Origin of the sequence: Stenotrophomonas sp. 2619, assembly GCF_040548725.1 — a bacterium.
Lineage (GTDB): Bacteria > Pseudomonadota > Gammaproteobacteria > Xanthomonadales > Xanthomonadaceae > Stenotrophomonas > Stenotrophomonas maltophilia_AP.
On the sequence record NZ_JBEPSF010000016.1, the window covers coordinates 37,764 to 57,822 of the forward strand.

Consider the following 20,059-nt stretch of genomic DNA (forward strand, 5'->3'; position numbering starts at 1 on the left):
TGTTCGGCTGGCCTGCGGCATAGGCCACACGGCCCAGCCGGGCCTAGCGGTCGCGCTCGCCGATCTGCGCGCGGTAGCCGCGCGGCGACACCCCCACTTCGGCCTTGAACTTGCGGGTGAACGCGCTCTGGTCGGTGAAGCCGCAGGCCTGGCCGATGCTGGCGATGCTGTCGCCGCCATGCAGCAGGTGCACCGCCATCTGGATGCGCAGGCGGGTGAGCACCTGCTGCGGGGTCATCTGGAACACCTTGCGGAAGGTGCGCTCCAGCTTGGACAGCGAAAACCCGGTGATGTCCAGCAGGGTCTGCATGCGCACGTTCTCGGCGTAATGCGCGTTCAGGTGCGCCAGCGCCAGCCGCAGCTGCTCGTACTGGGTGCCCAGGCTGTCCTTCTGGCCGAGGTCGCGCGAAATGCCGATCAGGCCCTTGACCTGCCCGTCCACCAGCAGCGGCCGCTTGCAGGTCAGGCACCAGCCCGGCTCGCGGTTGGCGAACAGGTGCAGTTCCATCAGGTTCTCGATCACCCGCCCGGCCAGCACCTGTTCGTCCTGGCTGGCGTAATCGGCCCCCAGCCCGGTCGGATAGATCTCCGCCGCGGTGCGCCCGATCACCTCCTTGCGCGACTTCAGGCCCAGCCGGCGCAGCATGGTCTGGTTGATGTGCGTATAGCGCCCGTCGCGGTCCTTCATGAAGAACAGCACGTCGGGGATCGCATCAAACAGGGCTTCGATGTCGGCAGGTTCTACGCGCATGCGGCAACAGGTGGCGGAAGATTCGGGCCAAGGATACCCGTCCGGCCGTGCGCCACCCAGCGCCTGGGCGCCGCATGTGAAGCGCGGGTGGATGCGTGCCGGGCTTTTCGCACCCGCGATTAACGCCGGCCACGCCAGTGTGGGGGCTGCCTTCCCGCCAGCCCGGAGCCGCCACATGGCCGCCAGCAAGCCCCGCACCAAACCCGCACCTCCCGCCGACAGCCGTGGCCAAGGGGACGAACTGCATCAGCACGCCGGCGGCAGCCACCCGGCGCTGACCACCAACCAGGGCATTGCGGTTGCCGACAACCAGAACTCGCTGCGCGATACCCCGCGTGGGCCGACGTTGCTGGAAGACTTCATCCTGCGCGAGAAGATCACCCACTTCGACCATGAGCGCATTCCCGAGCGCATCGTGCATGCCCGCGGCAGCGCGGCGCACGGCTATTTCGAGCTGACCCGGTCGCTGGAAGAATTCACCCGCGCGCGCGTGCTCACCGAGGTGGGCGTGCGTACGCCGGTGTTCACCCGCTTCTCGACCGTGGCCGGCGGCGCCGGTTCGGTGGATACCCCGCGCGACGTGCGCGGTTTCGCGGTGAAGTTCTACACCCGCGAAGGCAACTGGGACCTGGTCGGCAACAACATCCCGGTGTTCTTCATCCAGGACGCGATCAAGTTCCCCGACCTGATCCACGCGGTGAAGATGGAACCGGACCGCGCCTTCCCGCAGGCAGCCAGTGCGCACGACACGTTCTGGGACTTCGTGTCGCTGATGCCCGAATCGATGCACATGATCATGTGGGCGATGAGCGACCGCACCATCCCGCGCTCGCTGCGCACCATCGAAGGCTTCGGCATCCACAGCTTCCGGCTGCTCAACGAGGCCGGTGAATCCACCTTCGTCAAATTCCACTGGCGCCCCAAGCTGGGCATCCAGTCCACGGTGTGGGACGAGGCGGTGAAGCTGCAGAGCGCCGACAACGACTTCCACCGCCGCGACCTGTTCGAGGCGATCACCGCCGGCGACTTCCCCGAGTGGGAACTGGCGGTGCAGCTGTTCACCGAAAAAGATGCCGAGGCGTTCCCGTTCGACCATCTGGACTCGACCAAGATCATTCCCGAATCGCTGGTGCCGCTGACGGTGATCGGGCGCATGGTGCTGGACCGCTGGCCGGACAACTTCTTCGCTGAAACCGAACAGGTGGCCTACTGCCCGGCCAACGTGCCGCCGGGCATCGACTTCAGCAACGACCCGCTGCTGCAGGGCCGGCTGTTCTCGTACCTGGACACCCAGCTCAGCCGCCTGGGCGGGCCGAACTTCCACCAGATTCCGGTCAATGCGCCCAAGTGCCCGTTCGCCAACCACCAGCGCGATGGCCACATGCAGATGCAGGTGCCCAAGGGGCGCGTGGCCTACGACCCCAGCTCACTGCAGGACGACACCCCGCGCGAAACCGCCGAGGGCTTCCCGAGCCATGCCACGGCACCCGATGACGGGGTCAAAGGCCGGGTGCGGGCGGCCAGCTTCGCCGACCACTACAGCCAGGCACGGATGTTCTTCCGCAGCCTGGAAGCGCCCGAGCAGGCGCATCTGGCGTCGGCGCTGGTGTTCGAGCTGTCCAAGGTGGAAACGGCCAAGGTGCGCGAACGCACGGTGAGCCACCTGCGCAACATTGATGACGCACTGGCCAAGCGCGTCGCGGCCGGCCTGGCGATGCCTGCCCTGCCCGATCCCGCGCCGACCGCCACCCCTGCGCAGGATTTTCCGAAGGCGCCGGAAGTGCGCGTGATCGGTCGTACCAAGGACCTGCTCAAGGGCCGCTGCATCGGCATCCTGTTCGACGAAGGCTCCGACGCGGGGTTGATCGGCAACCTGCGCAAGGCGGCCGAAAAGGCCGGTGCGAAGGTCAAGCTGGTTGCGCCGAAGATCGGCGGCGGAAAGCTCAGCGATGGCAAGACCCTGGCGGCCGATGGCCAGCTGGCGGGTACCCCGTCGGTGGTGTTCGACGCGGTTGCGGTGGTGCTCAGCAACGAAGCGGCCAAGCGGCTGCTGAAGGAATCGGCGGCCATCGATTTCATCGCCGACGCCTGGGCGCACCTGAAGGCAATCGCCGCCGACGAGGGTGCACAGGCGTTGCTCAAGGCGGCCCGCGTGGGCAACGACCCGGGCGTGGTGGAAGCCGAGGATGCCAAGGCCTTCCTCTCCGCAGCGGCAACCCGCCAGTGGGCGCGTGAGCCCAAGGTCCGCATGCTGGCCTGAGCCCCCGTCCACCGCCCACTGGAGACCTGCCATGCCCCGGGGTGATAAATCGGCCTACACCGACAAGCAGAAGCGTCAGGCCGCGCACATCGAAGAGAGCGAGAAGGACCAGGGCCGCAGCGATGCTGCGGCCGAACGGATCGCCTGGGCCACCGTCAACAAGCAGGACGGCGGGGGGAAGAAGGTTGGGGCAACCAGGAAGGCGGCGAAGAAGACACCAGGCCAGTAAGCCGCAATATGTATGACCGCGCCCCGTCAGCGGACGCATGGCCCCGGAACGAGGGCGCGGAGCGGGCGACACCGTAACGCGTCGTGCCTGCTGCGCCAGCTGCCCCCTCTTGGGGGCAGTGTTGGCGTTGCGGACAGGTGATCGGCGATACTCCGCCATTGCCGCAGGAAGCGGCTTTCGAGGGGCACGTCATGATGAAACCTGCGCGCGCATGGGCCACGCTGGTCTTGCTGATGCCGCTGATGGCGCTTGCACAGGACGTCCCCGCGACGCCCCCGACGCCGACACCGTTGAGCGCCGCCGATACCGCGGCCGCGCTGTCGCGTGCCGAACGGCTGGGCAAGGCGATCTTCCTGCAGGACCTTGCGGCCGAGCGCGCGACCGATGCGATACGGGCCAAGTACCGTGCCTTCGGCAAGGACGCGCGGGTACGCGGCTGGATCACCGAGGAACATGACGGGCAGTACCGGGTCAGCTACATCGACGCGACCCCCGCCGTGCTGTACCGCGTCGAGATGGCCGCCGACGGCACGCCCGCAGGCGAGGTCCAGGTGCTGTCCGAGCCAGCACCGCTGAGCGCCTATGAAGCCGCCGCCACGACGGCACGCACCCTGGCGATGACCGCACAGGTGGCGCCATGCGCCAAGGCCTACAACAGCGTCGCGCTGCCCGAAGGCGAGGGACGCTGGGCGGTCTATCTGCTGCCGGCAACCACCTTGCCGAACGTGGTGCCACTGGGCGGCAGCCACCGGCTGGACATCGCCGACGGGCGGATAACGGCGAGCCGTGGCTTCACCCGCACCTGCATCCAGCTGGGCCGGACGCCGTCAAAGCGCGGCGTCAAGGTGGTGGGCATGATGGTGACACATCTGTTGGACCCCACCCCCACCGAGGTCCATGTGTACTGGAGCCTGTGGGCACGCACGCCGATGTACGTCGCTACGACCGACGGCCAGCTCTGGGAGATCCACGACGGCCGCATCCACAAGCGCGATGACGTGGCTCAGGCGCCCGCCTCCGGGAGCTGAGCTGCCGCCTCATGAGGGGGCGGCACGCTTTCTGCGGGACCGCCCACCCGCCCGGCTCATCGCGGTGTCTGCGCCGGTGTTGGTATCGGCGCGGCGGCACGCCGGGCGGGCAGCACCACCGACTGCATGCGTTTGATCGCCGAGATCGGCACTGCTTCGGCACGCTGCTGCTGCGGCCACCACAGGAACACGAACCCGGTGCTGCTGCCGAGCAGGCGCGCGGTACCGGGCAACGCGGCGGTATCGCCTGCCAGATGCACCGTGACCGCGCTGCCCTGCCCGCTTTGGCGGATGTTCTCGGCTTTGTCCACGGAGTAGATGGCCGCCCCCAATGCCATGAAGAACGCCACCGCCACGCATACACCCGTGAGTGGACGCATGCCCGACATGTCCCAGCTGGTCAGCGCCGAACGCGAAAACAGCACCCGCCAGCCCCAGTGCCGCGCCCGCAGTGCGTCCACCCGGGCCGGGTTGCGTCGGCGCAGCGTGTCGGGCCAACCGACCAGGATCGCCAGCAGGGCGCCGCCCGCCAGGATCGCCGCGTACGCCGGATCGCGCAGGCCGGCGACCAGGAAATCGCTGACCTGCAGGTAGTCCAGGATCGACAGGTGGAAACCGCGGTAGAAAAAGTAACTGGACCACAGCCCCAGCAGCGACAGCAGCACATACCCGGCGCTGACGATCAACGCCGGCTCCTGCCGCAGCAGCCGCCACACCACCATCACCACCGAATCCTCGTTGCCCTGCACCACCGGCAGCACCGACCAGTCGGTGGGCGGCGCACTGCCCGCGGCAGGCACCGGGTCGGTGGTGAGGTGTGCAATGGCCGGCACATCGCCGTGGATGTCGCCTGATTCGGTGGTGTGCATGCAGCCCCCTGTACGTGGCCAGAGCATCACCGAAATCGGCGGTGCGCGGAAGACCCTGCGCCGCCCGACAGAGCCGTGGCACATGGCTTGCATCGCCTCTCAAGCCCCCCAGACCACGGCCCTTTCCAGGGCGTGCCGGCCGGACATCAGATTCGGTGCTGCCGGCCGATATCCGCTGGGTGGTGAAAAGGGGAAGCCGGGGGCGCGCCCACGCGCGTGCTGCCCGGCGTTGATCGTGGATTGATTCAGGGGAGTTGCATGTCCGTTTCCAATTTGGCCCATCCGCTGCTGCGGGTGCTGGCATGGTTTGTCCTGTTGGCCGGCGCGGCGGGGGCGGCGCAGGCCGCACCCGTGGAAGTGGTGTTCAGCAGCAACACGGGCGTGGGCACCACCTACGCACAGGATGGCCAGGGCGGCTCGGCCGATGTGCCTGGCCTGACCCTGCAGGTGTTCAACAGCAGCGATGCGGCGGGCACGCCCGTGGCCGGCATGACCTGGAAGGACAACGCCTGGCTGGACAGCGATGACGGCAGCTGGTCGGGCCTGACCCACACCGAGCAGGACGGTCGTATCGGGATGGTGATCCGCTCGGCCAACGGCAGCAACTTCTCGATCACCTCGTTCCGCTATTACAACTGGGGCGAGAACACGAGCGTCAATTACATGGTCGAGGGCTACCGCGACGGCGCCCTGGTGGGGACGCGCGGCTTCTCGATCCCGGCGCCGCTGCGCGTTCCGCTCACGGTGACCCTGTTCCCGGCGGCCTTCCGCAACGTGGACGAGATCCGCATCCGTCTCATCAGCGGCGGTGCCGATCCGGGCCTGCGCACCTGGCATTCGATCAACAACATCATCGTGGAAGCAATCAACACCGCGCCCACCGATCTTGCCCTGACGGCCACCGCGCTCAACCAGAGCGCCGGCGCGAACGCCGTGGTGGGCACGCTGAGCACCACCGATGCCGATGTGGGCGATGCATTCACCTACAGCCTGGTCAGCGGCGCCGGCGACACCGCCAACGCACAGTTCACCATCGTCGGCGACGCGCTGCGCGCCACCAACGCGGCCAGCCTTGCCGCCGGTACCTACAGCGTGCGCGTGCGCAGCACCGACAGCGGCGGTGCCAGCACCGAGAAGGCCTTCTCCATCACCGTGGTCGATGACCTGGCACCGAGCGTGAGCAGCATGGCCGTGCTGGGCACGCCTGCGGCCACCGCCCCCAGCGTGACCTGGCAGGTGAACTTCAGCGAGCCGGTGTTCAACGTGGCGGTCAGTGATTTCAGCCTGACCGCCACCGGTTCGGCCGCCGCGGTCGTCCGTTCGGTGAGCGGCGCGGGCAGCGACACCCTCAACGTGGTGGTCGACAGCATCAACGGCAATGGCACGCTGCGCCTGGACCTGAGCGCGGCCTCGGGCATCCGCGACGGCGCGGGCAACACCGGCGTTGCCGGCTACACCGCGGGCGCGTCGCACGCCGTGGCCATTCCCACCGCACCCGGCGCGCCCACCGTGGGCGTGGCCACCCCGGGCAACGGCCAGGTTTCGGTGGCCTTCACCGCACCGGCCAGCGACGGCGGTTCGGCGATCACCGGTTACACCGTGACCTCTTCCCCGGGCGGCTTCACCGCCAGCGGCGCGGCCTCGCCGCTGGTCGTCACCGGGCTGGCCAACGGCACCGCCTACGCCTTCACCGTCACCGCGACCAATGCCACCGGCACCAGCGTCGCTTCGGCCGCCTCGTCGGCGGTAACGCCGAAAGGCACGCAGACCATTGTCTTTGGCAATCCCGGCACGCAGATCTTCGGTAGTGCGCCCACCCTGGCCGCGATCAGCAGCGCCGGTCTGCCGGTCAGCTTTACCTCCGCCACCACCGGCGTGTGCACCATCACCAGCGGCGGCACCTTGACCTTCGGTAGCAGCGGCGCCTGCAGCATCCACGCCGACCAGAGCGGCGATGGCACCTTCCAGGCAGCGTCGCAGGTCACCCAGACGTTCACCGTGGTGGCCGTAGTGCCCGGTGCGCCCAGCGTCGGTACCGCCACCGCGGGCGATACCCAGGCCACGGTGAGCTTCACCGCACCGGCCAGCACCGGCGGTGCGGCGATCAGCGGCTACACCGTGACCGCCCAGCCGGGCGGCATCACCGCCACCGGGGCGGGCTCGCCGATCACGCTGACCGGCCTGACCAACGGCATCGCCTACACCTTCACCGTGACGGCGACCAACAATGCCGGGACCGGCGGGGCCTCGGCCGCCTCCAACGCGATCACCCCGGCCGCCGCCCAGGTCATCACCTTCAGCAACCCGGGCGTGCAGAATGTCGGCACCACGCCCACGTTGACGGCGTCGTCCGATTCCGGGCTGACCCCGACGTTCACCTCCACCACCACCGGGGTCTGCACGATCACCAGCAGTGGTGCGCTGACCTTCCTCACTGCGGGCACCTGCAGCATCGCGGCCAACCAGCCCGGCAACAGCAGCTTCCTGCCGGCCGCGACCGTGTCGCAGACCTTCCAGGTCAATGCGGTCGCGCCCGGTGCACCGCTGATCGGCACCGCCACGCCCTCGGGCACCGGCCAGATCGAGGTGAGCTTCACCGCGCCGGCCTTCACCGGCGGCAGCGCGATTGTCGGCTACACGGTGACCGCCGCTCCCGGGGGTATCACCGCCACCGGCGCGGGCAGCCCGATCAAGGTGACCGGCCTGACCGTCGGGCTGTCCTACACCTTCACGGTCACCGCCACCAACGGCGCCGGCACGGGCAGCGCGTCGGCGGCGTCCAATGCCGCGGCGGCCGCCGAAGCGATCGTGGCCCACCCGTCCAATGCGGTTGTGGCATACGGCACGGCCACGCCGATCCCGTTGGACATCGGCGGCATCGCCAACAGCGTGAGCGTGACCACGGCCGCCGCCCACGGCGTCGCGGCCATCAATGGCACCCAGGTGACCTACACGCCCAACGCCGGCTATGCCGGCCCGGATGCCTTCACCTACCGCGCGACCGACGGCAACACCACGTCCGCCGCAACCGTGGTGAGCATCACCGTGTCGCCGCCTACGCTCAGCCTGGCAGCGACCCCGCTGGCGCCCGGCACCGCCGGCAGCAGCTACCAGCAAACGCTGAGCACCACCGGTGGCGCAGCGCCTTACCGCTATCAGGCGCTTGGCGGCCTGCCCGCCGGCATCACCCTGGCGGCCACCGGTGAGTTCAGCGGCACGCCGACCACCGCCGGAAGCTACAGCATCCTTGTGCAGGTGACCGACAGCAGCACCGGTACCGGCCCGTTCACCAGCACCCGCAGCTACACGCTGGTGATCGCCGCCCCGCAGATCGCCTTCACCCTGCCCAGCCTGCCGCAACCGTTCACCGCGGCGTCCTACAACCAGCGCCTGCAGGTATCCGGCGGCGTCGCGCCGTATACGTTCGCCGTTACCGGCGGCGTGCTGCCGGGCGGCCTCACCCTGGCCAGCGACGGCCTGCTGTCCGGCATGGCGACGGCCGCCGGCAGCCATGCCTTCGACGTCACCGTGACCGACGCCAATGGCTTCACCGCCCGCCAGTCCTACACGCTGGTGGTGATCGAAGCGCTGCAGCAGATCGACACGTTCGTGGCCAATCCGAGCGCGCCGACGTACAGCGTGGACGGCCGCTTCTCGGTCTCGGCCAACGGGGGTGCGTCCGGCAATCCGGTCGTGTTCGCCACCACCACGCCGGCGGTGTGCCGCGTGGACGGCAGCAGCGTGCTGATGCTGGCCGCCGGGCGCTGCAGCCTGACCGCCAACCAGGCCGGCAACGCGCAGTACCAGGCCGCCACCCAGGCCGTGCTTGAAGTGGACATCACCGCCGCCGTGCCGGTGCTGCAGTGGCCGCAGGAGCTGCAGAAGCTGTACGGGCAGGCCGCGTTCGACCTGGTCGATCCAACCAGCCCCAGCCGCGGCACCTTCAGCTACAGCAGCAGTGCACCGGCCGTGGCCAGCGTGCAGGGGCGCACTGTCACCCTGCACGGTGAAGGCGTGGCGATCATCACCTTTACCCAGGCCGCCGCCGGTGGCTTCGGCATCGGCACCGCGCAGCTGCGCCTGACCGTCGCCCAGCGGCCCGACCCGACCCGCGACCCGGGCGTGGTCGCCGGCGTGCAGGCGCAGGTGGACGCGAGCGTGCGATTTGCGAGTGCGCAGCAATCCAACATCCGCGATCGCCTGCGCCAGGTGCGCAGTGGCGACAACGGCTCCAGCAACCAGCTGTCGCTCGGCCATGCCGGCGGCCGCGACCGCCCCGGCCTGGCCTTGCCACTGGCGCCGATGCAGGCCGCGCCGTGGCCGTCCCTGCCCACCGGCTGGGGCCTGTGGGCCTCGGGCAGCGCCACCTTCGGCGACGGTGACCGCAGCAGCAGTTACACCTTCCACACCGACGGCCTTACCGTCGGCCTGGACCGCGCTGTCGGCGAGCGCCTGCTGCTGGGCGTGGCGGCCAGCCTGGCGCGCAACGACAGCGAAAGGGACGGCAGCGAGTCGCGCGTGGACGGCAGGCAGCATTCGCTGGCCGCCTACGGCCTGTGGCGCAGCGGCGAGCACCTGTTCGTCGACGGCGTCATCGCCGGCGGCGCGCTGGACTTCGCTACCCGCCGCTGGAGCACGGACGCGGACGCCTTCGCGCGCGGCAGCCGCGACGGTGACCAGTGGTTCGGTTCGTTGGCCTTCGGCTACGAACATCGCAACGCTGGCATGACCCTCACCGGCTACGGTCGCGTGGAAGCCAGCCGCACAAGGCTCGATGCCTACCGGGAGACCGGGCTGGATCTGTACGACCTCGACTACCGCCGCCAGGTGGTGCGCAACAGCGCGGTCGCACTCGGCCTGGAAGGGGCCTACCTGGCAGGCGATGGCGAAGGACGCGTGCGTCCGTTCTGGAACATCGAGTACCGCCAGGCCATCGACGACAAGGGCGCGGCCTACCTCAACTACGTGGTGGGCCCTCGCGCGCAGGACTATCGCCTGGACATGCACAGCTACAACGACAATGCCCTGTCGATGGCCGCCGGCATGGACGTGCGCCTGCAGCGTGGCTGGTTGCTGTCGCTGCTGTTGGGCCATGAGCAGACCCGCGGCTCCAGCCGTGCCAGCAGCGTGGGACTGCGGGTGAGTTATGGCGGTGCCGGAGCCGGTGCGGGCCCTGCGGCCGGCACGATGGAGGGGACCGATGCGGACCATGCGTCCGGTACCGCACAGCGCTGCGCGCCGCGTCGCTGCGGGGCCGGTAACGCTGCCGCGAAATAACACCCGGTGGTTGCAGACCGGCCGATCCTGCAGGGGATCGGTCGGTTGGTGGGGCAGCGACGGGATCAGCGAACCGGAAAAACGCACGCGCGTAGAGCCGACCGTTGGTCGGCTTGCGGCAACGCCCGACGATACCAATGCAAGTCATCCAAGATCGCGCCAGGCGGGCGTGTACGCCAAGGGCGTCACCACCAACGGTGGTGACCTACCGTGTTGGGGCGGACCGCCAAAAAAAAAGGCCCTGCGCAAGCAGGGCCTTTTCGTTGCCAGCCCGGCGCCACGCTGCCGGGGCAGCGCGACGCATGGGGCGCGGGAACTTACGCTGCGCGGCGGGCAGCCACGGTCCGGGTGCCCTGCTCCAGCTTGAACACCGCCACCGATTCACTCAGCGCGTGCGCCTGCTCTTCCAGCGCGCGGCTGGCCGCGGTGGCTTCTTCCACCAGCGCCGCGTTCTGCTGGGTCACCTGGTCCATCTGCACCACCACCTGGTTCACCTGCTCGATGCCGGCGGCCTGTTCCTTGGTGGCCGCGGCGATGTCGCTCATCAGCTGGTTGGTACGCGAGCTGGCCTGGGTGAGCCGGGCAATGGCCGCTTCGGATTCCACGGTCACGCTCAGCCCGGTCTTGACCTTGTCGCTGGCCTCGCCGATCAGGTCCTTGATCTCCTTGGCCGCCGTACCCGCTCGCTGTGCAAGCGTACGCACTTCGCTGGCGACCACGGCAAACCCGCGCCCGTTCTCGCCGGCACGCGCAGCTTCCACGGCGGCGTTCAGCGCCAGGATGTTGGTCTGGAACGCAATACCGTCGATCACCGAGGAGATCTCGGAGATGCGCGCGGAAGATTTGTCGATCTCGCTCATCACCGTGGCCATCTGCGCGATCGCCTGTTCGGTAGCGCGCACGGCAACGCCCGACGCATGCGCTTCCTGGTCGGCCTGGCTGGCCAGCTCGGCGTTCTGGCGCACGGTGGAGGTCAGCTCTTCCATCGAGGCAGCCGCCTCTTCCAGGTTGGCGGCCTGCTGTTCGGTGCGGCGCGACAGGTCGTTGTGGCCGGCGGCCAGTTCCTGCGCGGCGTCGTTGATGCTGCCGGCGGCGCCCTGGATCTGCTGCACGATAGCGGTCAGCTGCGCGGCGGTGACGTTGGCATCGTCACGCATCTGCGCGAACACACCCTGGTAGTGGCCTTCCATGCGCGAGGTCAGGTCACCGGTGGAGATGGCACGCAGCACCTGCGACAGATCGGCAATGCTCGACTGCGAGCTGGCCATCATGCCGTTGAGGTTGGCCACCATGGCGCGGAACTGGAACTGGAACGCGGCTTCGTCGCCACGTACCGAGAAGTCACCGGCACGCGCGGCGCTGGCCAGCGTATCGATCTGCTGGTTGATCGCCATCAGGCTGCTCTTGACCGTGGCCATGGTGCGGGTCAGCAGCGCCTTCTCCCCCGGGTAGCTGTCCAGGTCGCGGCTGAGGTCGCCGATGGCGTAGTCGGCCATCACATCCACCATGTGCGACTGCACGGCCACGTGCGAGCCGACCAGCTCGTTGGTGGCACGCAGCATGCGGCCGTAATCGCCCGGCAACGCGGCCGCGTCCATCCGGTAGCTGATCGCGCCGGCTTCGTGCTGCTGCGCCATCTGCAGCTGCGCGGTGATCGCGGCCTGCACGTTCTGGCGCACGCTGCCCATGGCGTTGCCCAGCAGGGTGAGTTCGTCGCGGCCGCCCAGGCGGAAGTCCTGGTCCAGCTCGCCACGGGCCATACGGTCGGCCAGGCCCACCGCGCGGGCCAGCGGGCCGGTCAGGCTGCGCCCGATCAGGATCGAGGCGGCAATGCCGACCAGCAGCGCGATGCCACCGAGCACCAGCAGCTGCAGCAAAGTGCGCTCGCCCAGGCGGATCGCTTCGGCAGCGGCCTCGCGGCTTTCCTTCTCTTCGTAGGCCACGCCATTGGCGAGCGCCTTGTTCCAGCCATTGGCCGCTTCCTGCACCGGGCCCAGAGTCAGGGCGACGGCGCCGGGGAAATCGCCCTGCTCCATCAGCTCGCTGGTCTGCTTGTTGAGCGGGCGCGCGGTGGCGCGCCTGGCCGCGATCTGCTCGCCAATGGCCTTGCCTTCGGCATCGGTGGGCAGCGCCTGGTAGGCGGTCCAGCTGGCCTCGTAGCGCTTGACCAGCGCGGCAATGCGCGCCTCGTCGGCCTCGCGCTCCTGACCCTGGCGGATCAGCATTTCACGACGCACGACCATCATCTGGTTGTTCGCATCGAGCATTTCCGACAGCAGCCGCACCTTGGCGACGCCAACCTCGACCACCTGCTGCATCGCGTGCTTCTGCACCGCACTGCCGGTGGCACCGGTGGCCACCACGGCCGCCACCAGCAACAACAACAGGCCAAAGCCCATACCAAGACGCCAGACCACTCTGACGTTACGCAAAAAATCCATGGGGACATCCAAGAACGTGGGGGGTGAGGGGGTATCGGCCCCCCGTCACGCGTTCTTGACCACACTTTCTTAACAACTCGGCCGCGGTTCACATTGCTGCCGGGTTGCCCGGGCGTCGTCTACCCAAATTGGGTAGGACCCTACCCAGAATCGGTATTCAGGCCACACAGGGCCACCCGCACGAAAAAGCCCCGCTTTCGCGGGGCTCCTTCGTGCATCGCCTGGTGCGGTGGCAGTGCCGAGCCGGGCTCGGCACTGCCAGGGTGCTCAGGCGAACGGGTCCTGCAGGACCATGGTGTGGTCGCGGTCCGGGCCGGTGGAGACGATGCTCACCGGGCAGCCGGCCAGCTCTTCCAGCGCGCGCAGGTAGGCGCGGGCGGCGGGCGGCAGGTCGTCCCAGTTGGTGATGCCGTGGGTGTTCTCGGTCCAGCCCGGGAACTCCAGGTACACCGGGGTGCACTCTTCCCAGCCCTGCGCGTCCAGCGGGGCGTATTCGGTACGCTTGCCGCGGTATTCGTAGGCGATGCAGACCTTCAGCTTTTCCATGCCGTCCAGCACGTCCAGCTTGGTGATGCACAGGCCGCTGATGCCGTTGATGGCCACGGCGCGCTTGAGCGCCACGATGTCCATCCAGCCGCAGCGACGCGGGCGGCCGGTCGAGGCGCCGTACTCGGCACCGCGATCGCGGATGCCCTGGCCGACTTCATCGTCCAGCTCGGTCGGGAACGGACCACCGCCGACGCGGGTGGCGTAGGCCTTGGCGATACCCAGCACGTAGTCGATCGCGTCCGCGCCCACGCCGGCACCGGCCAGCGCGCCGCCCACGGTGGTGTTGGAGCTGGTGACGTACGGGTAGGTGCCGTGGTCGATGTCCAGCAGCGCGCCCTGGGCGCCTTCGAACAGCACGCGCTTACCCTGCTTGCGCAGGTCGTGCAGGATGCCGGCGACGTCGGACTTCATCGGCTCGACGTACTCGCCGAAGGCCAGGGCTTCGTCGTAGGTCTTCTGGAAGTCGACCGCGTCGGTCTTCAGGTAGTTGGTCAGCACGAAGTTGTGGTAATCCAGCGCGGTGCGCAGGAGTTCTTCCAGCTGCGACGGGTAGTGCAGGTCGGCGATGCGGATGCCGCGACGCGCCACCTTGTCTTCGTACGCCGGGCCGATGCCACGGCCGGTGGTGCCGATCGCCTTGCCGCCGGCAGCGCGTTCGCGCGCCTGGTCCAGGGCGATGTGGTACGGCATGATCAGCGGCGCGGCCGGGGAGATCTTCAGGCGCGAACGCACTTCCACGCCGGAGGTTTCCAGCTCGGCGATTTCCTTCTGCAGCGCGGCCGGGGAGATCACCACGCCGTTGCCGATCAGGCACAGCGCGTCGGCACGCAGGATGCCCGACGGGATCAGGTGCAGCACGGTCTTCTTGCCATTGATGACAAGCGTGTGGCCGGCATTGTGGCCGCCCTGGAAACGTACAACGGCACCGATTTCCTCGGTGAGCAGATCGACGATCTTGCCCTTGCCTTCATCGCCCCACTGGGCACCAAGCACTACGACAGACTGACCCATGACGGGCTCCTCATATGTTGCGGCCATCGGGGCCGCGGACGGGTAAACCGTGGCGGGGCTGGCCAGCGCGGTGATGGCGGCTCCAAACGGGGAGCGGCCGGCGATGGAAGGCCCAGACACGGAAAAAGCCGAACGGGGAGGCCCGTCCGGCTTTTTTGCATTATCCGGGTTTCCCCGGGCAGGTGCCACCCCGCTGGAGGGCGGCGTTGGCAACCGGTCAGGACGGGGCGCCACCGGTAGTGCCGGCCGCTGGCCGGCTGCCTGGGCGTGAACGGTAGTGCCGGCCGCTGGCCGGCTGCCTGAGCGTGAACGGTAGTGCCGGCCGCTGGCCGGCGGCCCCCCCCCCCCGGGGGGGGGCCCCCCCCCCCCCCCCACACGGGGGGGGGGGGGGGGGGGGGGGGGGGGGGGGCGGGGGGGGGGGGGGGGCCCGCCCCCCCCCCCCCCACTACCGGGTCGGGGGCCGGGCAGAGCCCGGCGCTACGGGTCGGAAGGCCGGCTGCCGACCATGGCTGGGGAGCCGGCCAGCGGCCGGCACTACCGGGTCGGGAGCCGGGCAGAGCCCGGCGCTACGATCGGCGACAGGCCCGGCGCTACGCGCGGCGGATCCACCACAGGGTGGTCAGCCCGGCGAGCAGGATCACCCCGCCCCAGGTGCGCAGCGTGGCCCTGCGCAGCATGAGCAGCTGTTCGGCCATGCGCTTCCAGGCCAGCGGGGCGGCGAACAGGAACAGGCCTTCGAGCACGGCCACCAGGCACAGGGCCGAGAACAACTCTTTCATGACATCTCCACCAACAAAACGGGGACCCGGTCTGCACCGGGTCCCCGTGGGTTACCTGCCGCCTGCGGCCTCAGCGATCGCTCTTGAGGTACTGCAGGAACGGGTCGTTCTTGTCGAGCACGATCACGCCGTTACCGTCGGCCATCGACCCACGATAGGCCTCCAGGCTGCGGTAGAAGGCGTAGAACGACGGGTCGGCCGAGCCGGCCTTGCCGTAGATGCGCGCGGCTTCGGCATCGCCGGCACCACGCAGCTGCTGCGCATCGCGCTCGGCTTCGGCCACGATCACCGTGCTGTCGCGGTCGGCCTGGGCACGGATGGTCAGCGACTGCTCCTCACCCTCTGCACGCAGCTTGGCCGCTTCCTGCTTGCGCTGGGCGCGCATGCGCTCGTACACATCGTTGATCACCTGACTGTCGGTGGGCAGGTCGATCTGCTTGATGCGCAGGTCGATGATCTGCATGCCGAGGCCCTTCACCGCTTCATTGATGCCGGTCAACTGCCCGGCAATCAGCTCGCTGCGGTCACCGGACACCAGCTGCTGCAGCGAGCGCGAGTTGATCTGGTTGCGCAGCGAGTCGGTGATGATGGGGGCCAGGCGCGCATCGGCCACGCTGGCATCGCCACCGGTGGCACGGTAGTAATCGCGCACGTTGGAGATGTACCCGATGGCGAAGAAGTCGACGCTGACGTCCTTCTGCTCGGCGGTGAAGTAACGCGCCGGGGCGGTGGCAAGCACCTGGAAGCGGCGGTCGAACACCCGCACCGTTTCCACCAGCGGCACCTTGAAGTGCAGGCCCGGCTTGATGTCCGCACGGACCACCTTGCCCAGGTTCAACACCATCGCGGTCTGGTCCTCACGGACCACGTACACCGAGCCCAGCAGGCCCAGCAGGGCGGCCACGGCCAGCCCGATCCAAAGGGAACTCTTCATCGGCTGACTCCTTCACGACCGGTCGGGCGGGTGGTCGGGCGTTCGGTGTTGCGCACGCCATCCACCGGCGTGCTGGCCGGCAGCGACGGCAGCATCACTTCCGGGGTCACGGCCGGTGCGGCCGGTGCGGCAGCGCCGCGGTTGTCGCCGGGCATCGGCACGTAGATCAGCTGGCGGCCATCGCCACCGATGATCTTGCGGTTCTGGCCGAGCACCTGCTGCACGGTTTCCAGCCACAGACGCTTGCGGGTGACTTCCGGGGCGTCCTTGTACTGGGCCTGCAGCAGGGTGAAGCGTTCGGCGTCACCCTCGGCCTTGGCCACGGCCGCCTGCTTGTAACCTTCGGCGGTGGTACGCGCACGCGAGGCCTGGCCGCGCGCTTCCGGCACGACCTTGGCCGCGTAGGCCTGGGCTTCGTTGATCAGGCGTTCCTTGACCTGCTGGGCGCCGTTGACCTCGTCGAAGGCCGGCTTGACCTCCTCGGGCGGGCGCGCGTCGGGCAGGGTCAGGCCGGTCACGGCCAGCCCGGTGCGGTAGGCCTTCAGTGCGGCCTGCAGGCGTTCCTGGGCCACCAGTGCCAGCGGGCCGCGGTTGTTGAGGACCGCGTTGAGGTCGGCACGGCCCACCTGCTCGCGGACCGCGCTCTGCGCGGACTGCTCCAGCACCTGGTCGGCCGCGACCGTGCCGAACAGGTACAGGCGCGGGTCGTCGATGCGGTACTGCACGTTGACCGAGACATTGACGATGTTCTCGTCACGGGTCAGCACCGGTACCTGGCTGCTGAACGTCTTGATCTGGGTGGCATTGACCTTGGTCACCGATTCGATCGGCCAGGGCAGCTTGAAGTTGGGGCCGGGCTGCAGGATCCGCGAGAACTGGCCGAAGCGCAGCACCACGCCGCGCTGCTGTTCGCCGATCAGCTGGAAGCTGGAAAACAGCAGCAGCAGAACCACCGCGACCGCCACCCAACGCAGGATGTTGCCATCGAAGAGATCCTTGAGCGGGCCGGGAAAACCGCCCCAACCGCTGCCATTGCCGCCACCGCGCGGGCCAAACGGCCCCCGTCGGTTCTCGTCGGGACCTTGTCCGCCCTTGTTGCCGCCGGGTGTATTCCAGGCCATGCACGCTCCATCAGTGAAAGGTTGCCTGCGGGCCATTCCGCACCGTCAACCATGAATCCTGTTCGATTCTACTAGATGGGGCGGATCGGCAGGATTGGAAGGGGCAAGGGGCCAACGGGATCGATTCATGCGCTGCCCACCCGGGGGTCCCGGCCCGCGCGGGCAGCAGGTAAGGTGTCGTTCCACACCCCACCAGGCCGCCCCATGCCCCTCCCCGACCGCTTCAACGCCTTCCGCATCCACCAGGACGAGCACGGCCACCGCAGCGGCATCGAGGCGATCGGCCTGGACCAGCTCAACCCGGGCGAGGTGGTGATCCGCGCGCAGTGGTCGTCGGTGAACTACAAGGATGCCCTGGCCGGCACCGGCAAGGGCCGCATCCTGCGCCGCTTCCCGCTGGTGGGGGGCATCGACGTGGCCGGCACGGTGGTGGCCTCCACCGACCCGGCCTACCGCGAGGGCGATGCGGTGCTGGCCACCGGCTGCGGGCTGAGCGAGACCCGTGACGGCGGCTACAGCCAGTACGTGCGGCTGGCAGCGAGCGCGGTGATCGCCCAGCCGGCCGGGCTGAGCCCGCGCGAGGCGATGGTGCTGGGCACCGCCGGCTTCACTGCCGCGCTGGCGCTGCTGCGCATGACCGACAACCGGCTGACCCCGGCGCATGGCCCGCTGGCGGTCACCGGGGCCACCGGCGGGGTCGGCTCGTTGGCGGTGGACATCTTCAGCCGCGCCGGCTTCGAGGTGCATGCCGTCAGCGGCAAGGCCGACCAGGCCGACTACCTTCATGGGCTGGGTGCCAGCCAGGTGTTGCCGCGCGAGGCGCTGGCCACGGGCAAACCGATGGAATCGGCGCGCTTCGGTGGCGGCCTGGACAATGCCGGCGGCCCCATGCTGGCCAGCCTGCTGGCGCAGACGGTGCCTTACGGCAGCGTGGTCAGCGCCGGTCTGGCCGCCAGCCCGGCGCTGGACATGACGGTGATGCCCTTCATCATCCGCGGTGTGTCACTACTGGGGGTGTCGTCGGCGGCTGCACCGCGTGCGCTGCGCGAACAAGTCTGGGAAAAGCTCGCCGGCGACTGGAAGCCGCGCCACCTGGCGACCATCTGCACGCGCGAAGTGGGCCTGGATGGATTGGCCGACGTGTTCGAGGCGATGCTCACGGGCGGCGCAGTGGGTCGCACGGTGGTGCGGATCGACTGAGCGTTGCAGGGGGGCGACGGACGGCATGCCGGACGCTTCCCGGCCATGCGCGCGCGGCACTACACTGCGGGCATAACCTGGGGAACAACATGGCACGCATTCTGATCGTCGACGATTCACCGTCGCAGCTGCTGGGGATACAGCGCATCGTCGAAAAGCTCGGGCACGAGATCCTGACCGCCACCGATGGCGCGGCCGGGGTGGAAGCGGCCCGTGCGCAGTTGCCCGATCTGGTGCTGATGGACGTGGTGATGCCCAACCTCAACGGTTTCCAGGCCACCCGCACGCTGGCCCGCGATGCGAGCACCAAGCACATTCCGGTGATCCTGGTGACCACCAAGGATCAGGACACCGACCGCATGTGGGGCATGCGCCAGGGCGCCAAGGCTTATATCACCAAGCCGTTCTCCGAGGACGAGCTGTCCGAAGTGCTGGAGCGCGTTTTCAGCAACCAGGAACCGCCGACGGCGTGATGCCGGCGGTGGGGTGAGCCGACCCACGGTCGGCGCCTGCCGTGCAGGTACCGACCGTTGGTCGGTACGCAACACCGGCCGGTACGCCGATGCACCGGCGCACCGCAGGTCTTACACCTTCTCGCCGAACGCCTTGGCCAGCGCCTTGTAGGCCTTCTTCTGCGCCTCTTCGGTCGGGGCCGGCGCCACGATCTCCAGCTCCACGATCTGGTCGCCGTCGGGGTTGCCCGGCAGGCCGCGACCGCGCAGGCGCAGCTTGCGCCCGGCATCGGATTCGGCCGGCACCTTCAGCTCCACCGACCCGCCCAGGGTGGGCACGCTGATGCTGGTGCCCAGCGCGGCCTGCCACGGCGTCACCTGCAGGGTGTACAGGATGTTGCGGCCGTCGACCTCGAACTGCGGGTGCTCGGCGTATTCCACTTCCAGCAGCAGGTTGCCGCCGCCGGTGCCCTGCCCGGCCAGACGGATCACCTGGCCCGGGCGGATGCCCTTGGGCACACGCACGTCCAGCTGCTTGCCGTTGACGTTGATGCGCAGGCTGTCGCCGGTGTGGGCGGCTTCCAGCGGCACCGACAGCTTGGCGCGGGTATCGCGGGTGGGCTGCGGGCCCTGGCTGGCGCCACCGAAGCCACTGGCGCGGCCACCGCCACCGCCGCGCTGGCGCGCGAACAGGCTTTCGAAGAAGTCGCTGAAGCCGCCGCCGCCGGCGCCGCCGCCAAACACTTCCTCGTAATCGAAGCCCTGCCCGCCGCCGTAGTTCGGCGGTGCATGGAACTCCTCGCCCGGCCGGTAGCCCTGGGCCTTGAGCTGGTCGTAGGCCGCGCGCTTCTGCGGGTCGCGCAGCGCCTCGTAGGCCTCGTTCACGGCCTTGAACTTGTCTTCGGCCCCCGCCTCTTTGCTGACGTCGGGGTGGTACTTGCGTGCCAACCGGCGGTAGGCCGTCTTGATCTCGGCATCGCCCGCGGTCGGTTCCACCCCGAGCGTGGCGTAGTAATCCTTGAATTCCATCGATACACCTCGAATAAGTTCGGTCGCCCGCGCCGGCGGGCACCGTCCCGTCAATTCTAGCTGCTGGCGCCGCCGCTGCCGTGACGCGCAGGCTTGATCCGGCGCAATGCGCCGCCCACGGGCGGCGGC

Annotated in this window: 13 protein-coding genes and 1 pseudogene; 6 read left to right on the plus strand and 8 right to left on the minus strand. The window is 69.0% G+C overall.

The annotated features are described in order from the left end of the window. Positions 1-43: 43 nt before the first annotated feature. Complete coding sequence (locus ABIA71_RS15830; RefSeq protein WP_038686947.1) at positions 44-751, minus strand: AraC family transcriptional regulator; 708 nt, start codon at positions 749-751, stop codon at positions 44-46. 175 nt (positions 752-926) lie between these two features. On the opposite strand from ABIA71_RS15830, the gene ABIA71_RS15835 reads away from it, so the two are divergent. The 3 genes and pseudogenes from ABIA71_RS15835 (at position 927) to ABIA71_RS15845 (ending at position 4,268) form a co-directional block, all read left to right on the plus strand. Beyond that, positions 927-3,011 (plus strand): catalase, encoded by a 2,085-nt coding sequence (locus ABIA71_RS15835; protein WP_354286452.1) that lies wholly within the window; start codon positions 927-929, stop codon positions 3,009-3,011. 31 nt (positions 3,012-3,042) lie between these two features. After that, positions 3,043-3,225 (plus strand): annotated as a pseudogene (locus tag ABIA71_RS15840) (HupB); the annotation flags it as partial. A 206-nt stretch (positions 3,226-3,431) separates the two neighbouring features. After that, on the plus strand, positions 3,432-4,268 hold the full coding sequence (locus tag ABIA71_RS15845; protein ID WP_354286454.1) for a hypothetical protein: 837 nt from the start codon (positions 3,432-3,434) through the stop codon (positions 4,266-4,268). Positions 4,269-4,324: 56 nt separating this feature from the next. Here ABIA71_RS15845 and ABIA71_RS15850 read toward each other — a convergent pair whose 3' ends face one another. Further along, on the minus strand, positions 4,325-5,137 hold the full coding sequence (locus ABIA71_RS15850) for a hypothetical protein (protein WP_354286456.1): 813 nt from the start codon (positions 5,135-5,137) through the stop codon (positions 4,325-4,327). Between the two features lie 258 nt (positions 5,138-5,395). Between ABIA71_RS15850 and ABIA71_RS15855 the strand changes: the two genes are divergently transcribed. Beyond that, a complete protein-coding gene (locus ABIA71_RS15855; RefSeq protein WP_354286458.1) occupies positions 5,396-10,414 on the plus strand; it encodes an autotransporter domain-containing protein in 5,019 nt (1,672 codons plus the stop codon). A gap of 317 nt (positions 10,415-10,731) precedes the next feature. Here ABIA71_RS15855 and ABIA71_RS15860 read toward each other — a convergent pair whose 3' ends face one another. The 5 genes from ABIA71_RS15860 to hflK form a co-directional block, all read right to left on the minus strand. Beyond that, complete coding sequence (locus tag ABIA71_RS15860; RefSeq protein WP_354286459.1) at positions 10,732-12,855, minus strand: methyl-accepting chemotaxis protein; 2,124 nt, start codon at positions 12,853-12,855, stop codon at positions 10,732-10,734. A gap of 267 nt (positions 12,856-13,122) precedes the next feature. After that, positions 13,123-14,415: an adenylosuccinate synthase gene (locus ABIA71_RS15865; RefSeq protein WP_128098131.1), complete on the minus strand. Its 1,293-nt coding sequence runs from the start codon at positions 14,413-14,415 to the stop codon at positions 13,123-13,125. Between the two features lie 590 nt (positions 14,416-15,005). After that, positions 15,006-15,194 carry a DUF2065 domain-containing protein gene (locus ABIA71_RS15870; protein WP_354286461.1) on the minus strand — a complete coding sequence of 63 codons (189 nt, stop codon included), beginning with the start codon at positions 15,192-15,194 and terminating at the stop codon, positions 15,006-15,008. A 70-nt stretch (positions 15,195-15,264) separates the two neighbouring features. Beyond that, the gene (gene hflC, locus ABIA71_RS15875; RefSeq protein WP_128098129.1) at positions 15,265-16,128 is read right to left on the minus strand and encodes a protease modulator HflC; all 864 of its coding nucleotides are present in this window, start codon (positions 16,126-16,128) and stop codon (positions 15,265-15,267) included. Further along, positions 16,125-17,249, minus strand: coding sequence for an FtsH protease activity modulator HflK (gene hflK, locus ABIA71_RS15880; protein ID WP_128098128.1), 1,125 nt, complete (start codon positions 17,247-17,249; stop codon positions 16,125-16,127). The genes hflC and hflK overlap by 4 nt, the downstream gene beginning before the upstream one ends. 204 nt (positions 17,250-17,453) lie before the next feature. On the opposite strand from hflK, the gene ABIA71_RS15885 reads away from it, so the two are divergent. Next, the gene (locus ABIA71_RS15885) at positions 17,454-18,449 is read left to right on the plus strand and encodes a YhdH/YhfP family quinone oxidoreductase (RefSeq protein WP_354286464.1); all 996 of its coding nucleotides are present in this window, start codon (positions 17,454-17,456) and stop codon (positions 18,447-18,449) included. Positions 18,450-18,538: 89 nt separating this feature from the next. Then, positions 18,539-18,922 (plus strand): twitching motility response regulator PilH, encoded by a 384-nt coding sequence (pilH, locus tag ABIA71_RS15890; protein ID WP_038686928.1) that lies wholly within the window; start codon positions 18,539-18,541, stop codon positions 18,920-18,922. Positions 18,923-19,033: 111 nt separating this feature from the next. Here the strand turns inward: pilH and ABIA71_RS15895 are convergent, their stop codons facing one another. Next, complete coding sequence (locus tag ABIA71_RS15895) at positions 19,034-19,930, minus strand: DnaJ C-terminal domain-containing protein (protein WP_354286466.1); 897 nt, start codon at positions 19,928-19,930, stop codon at positions 19,034-19,036. Between the last annotated feature and the right edge of the window lie 129 nt (positions 19,931-20,059).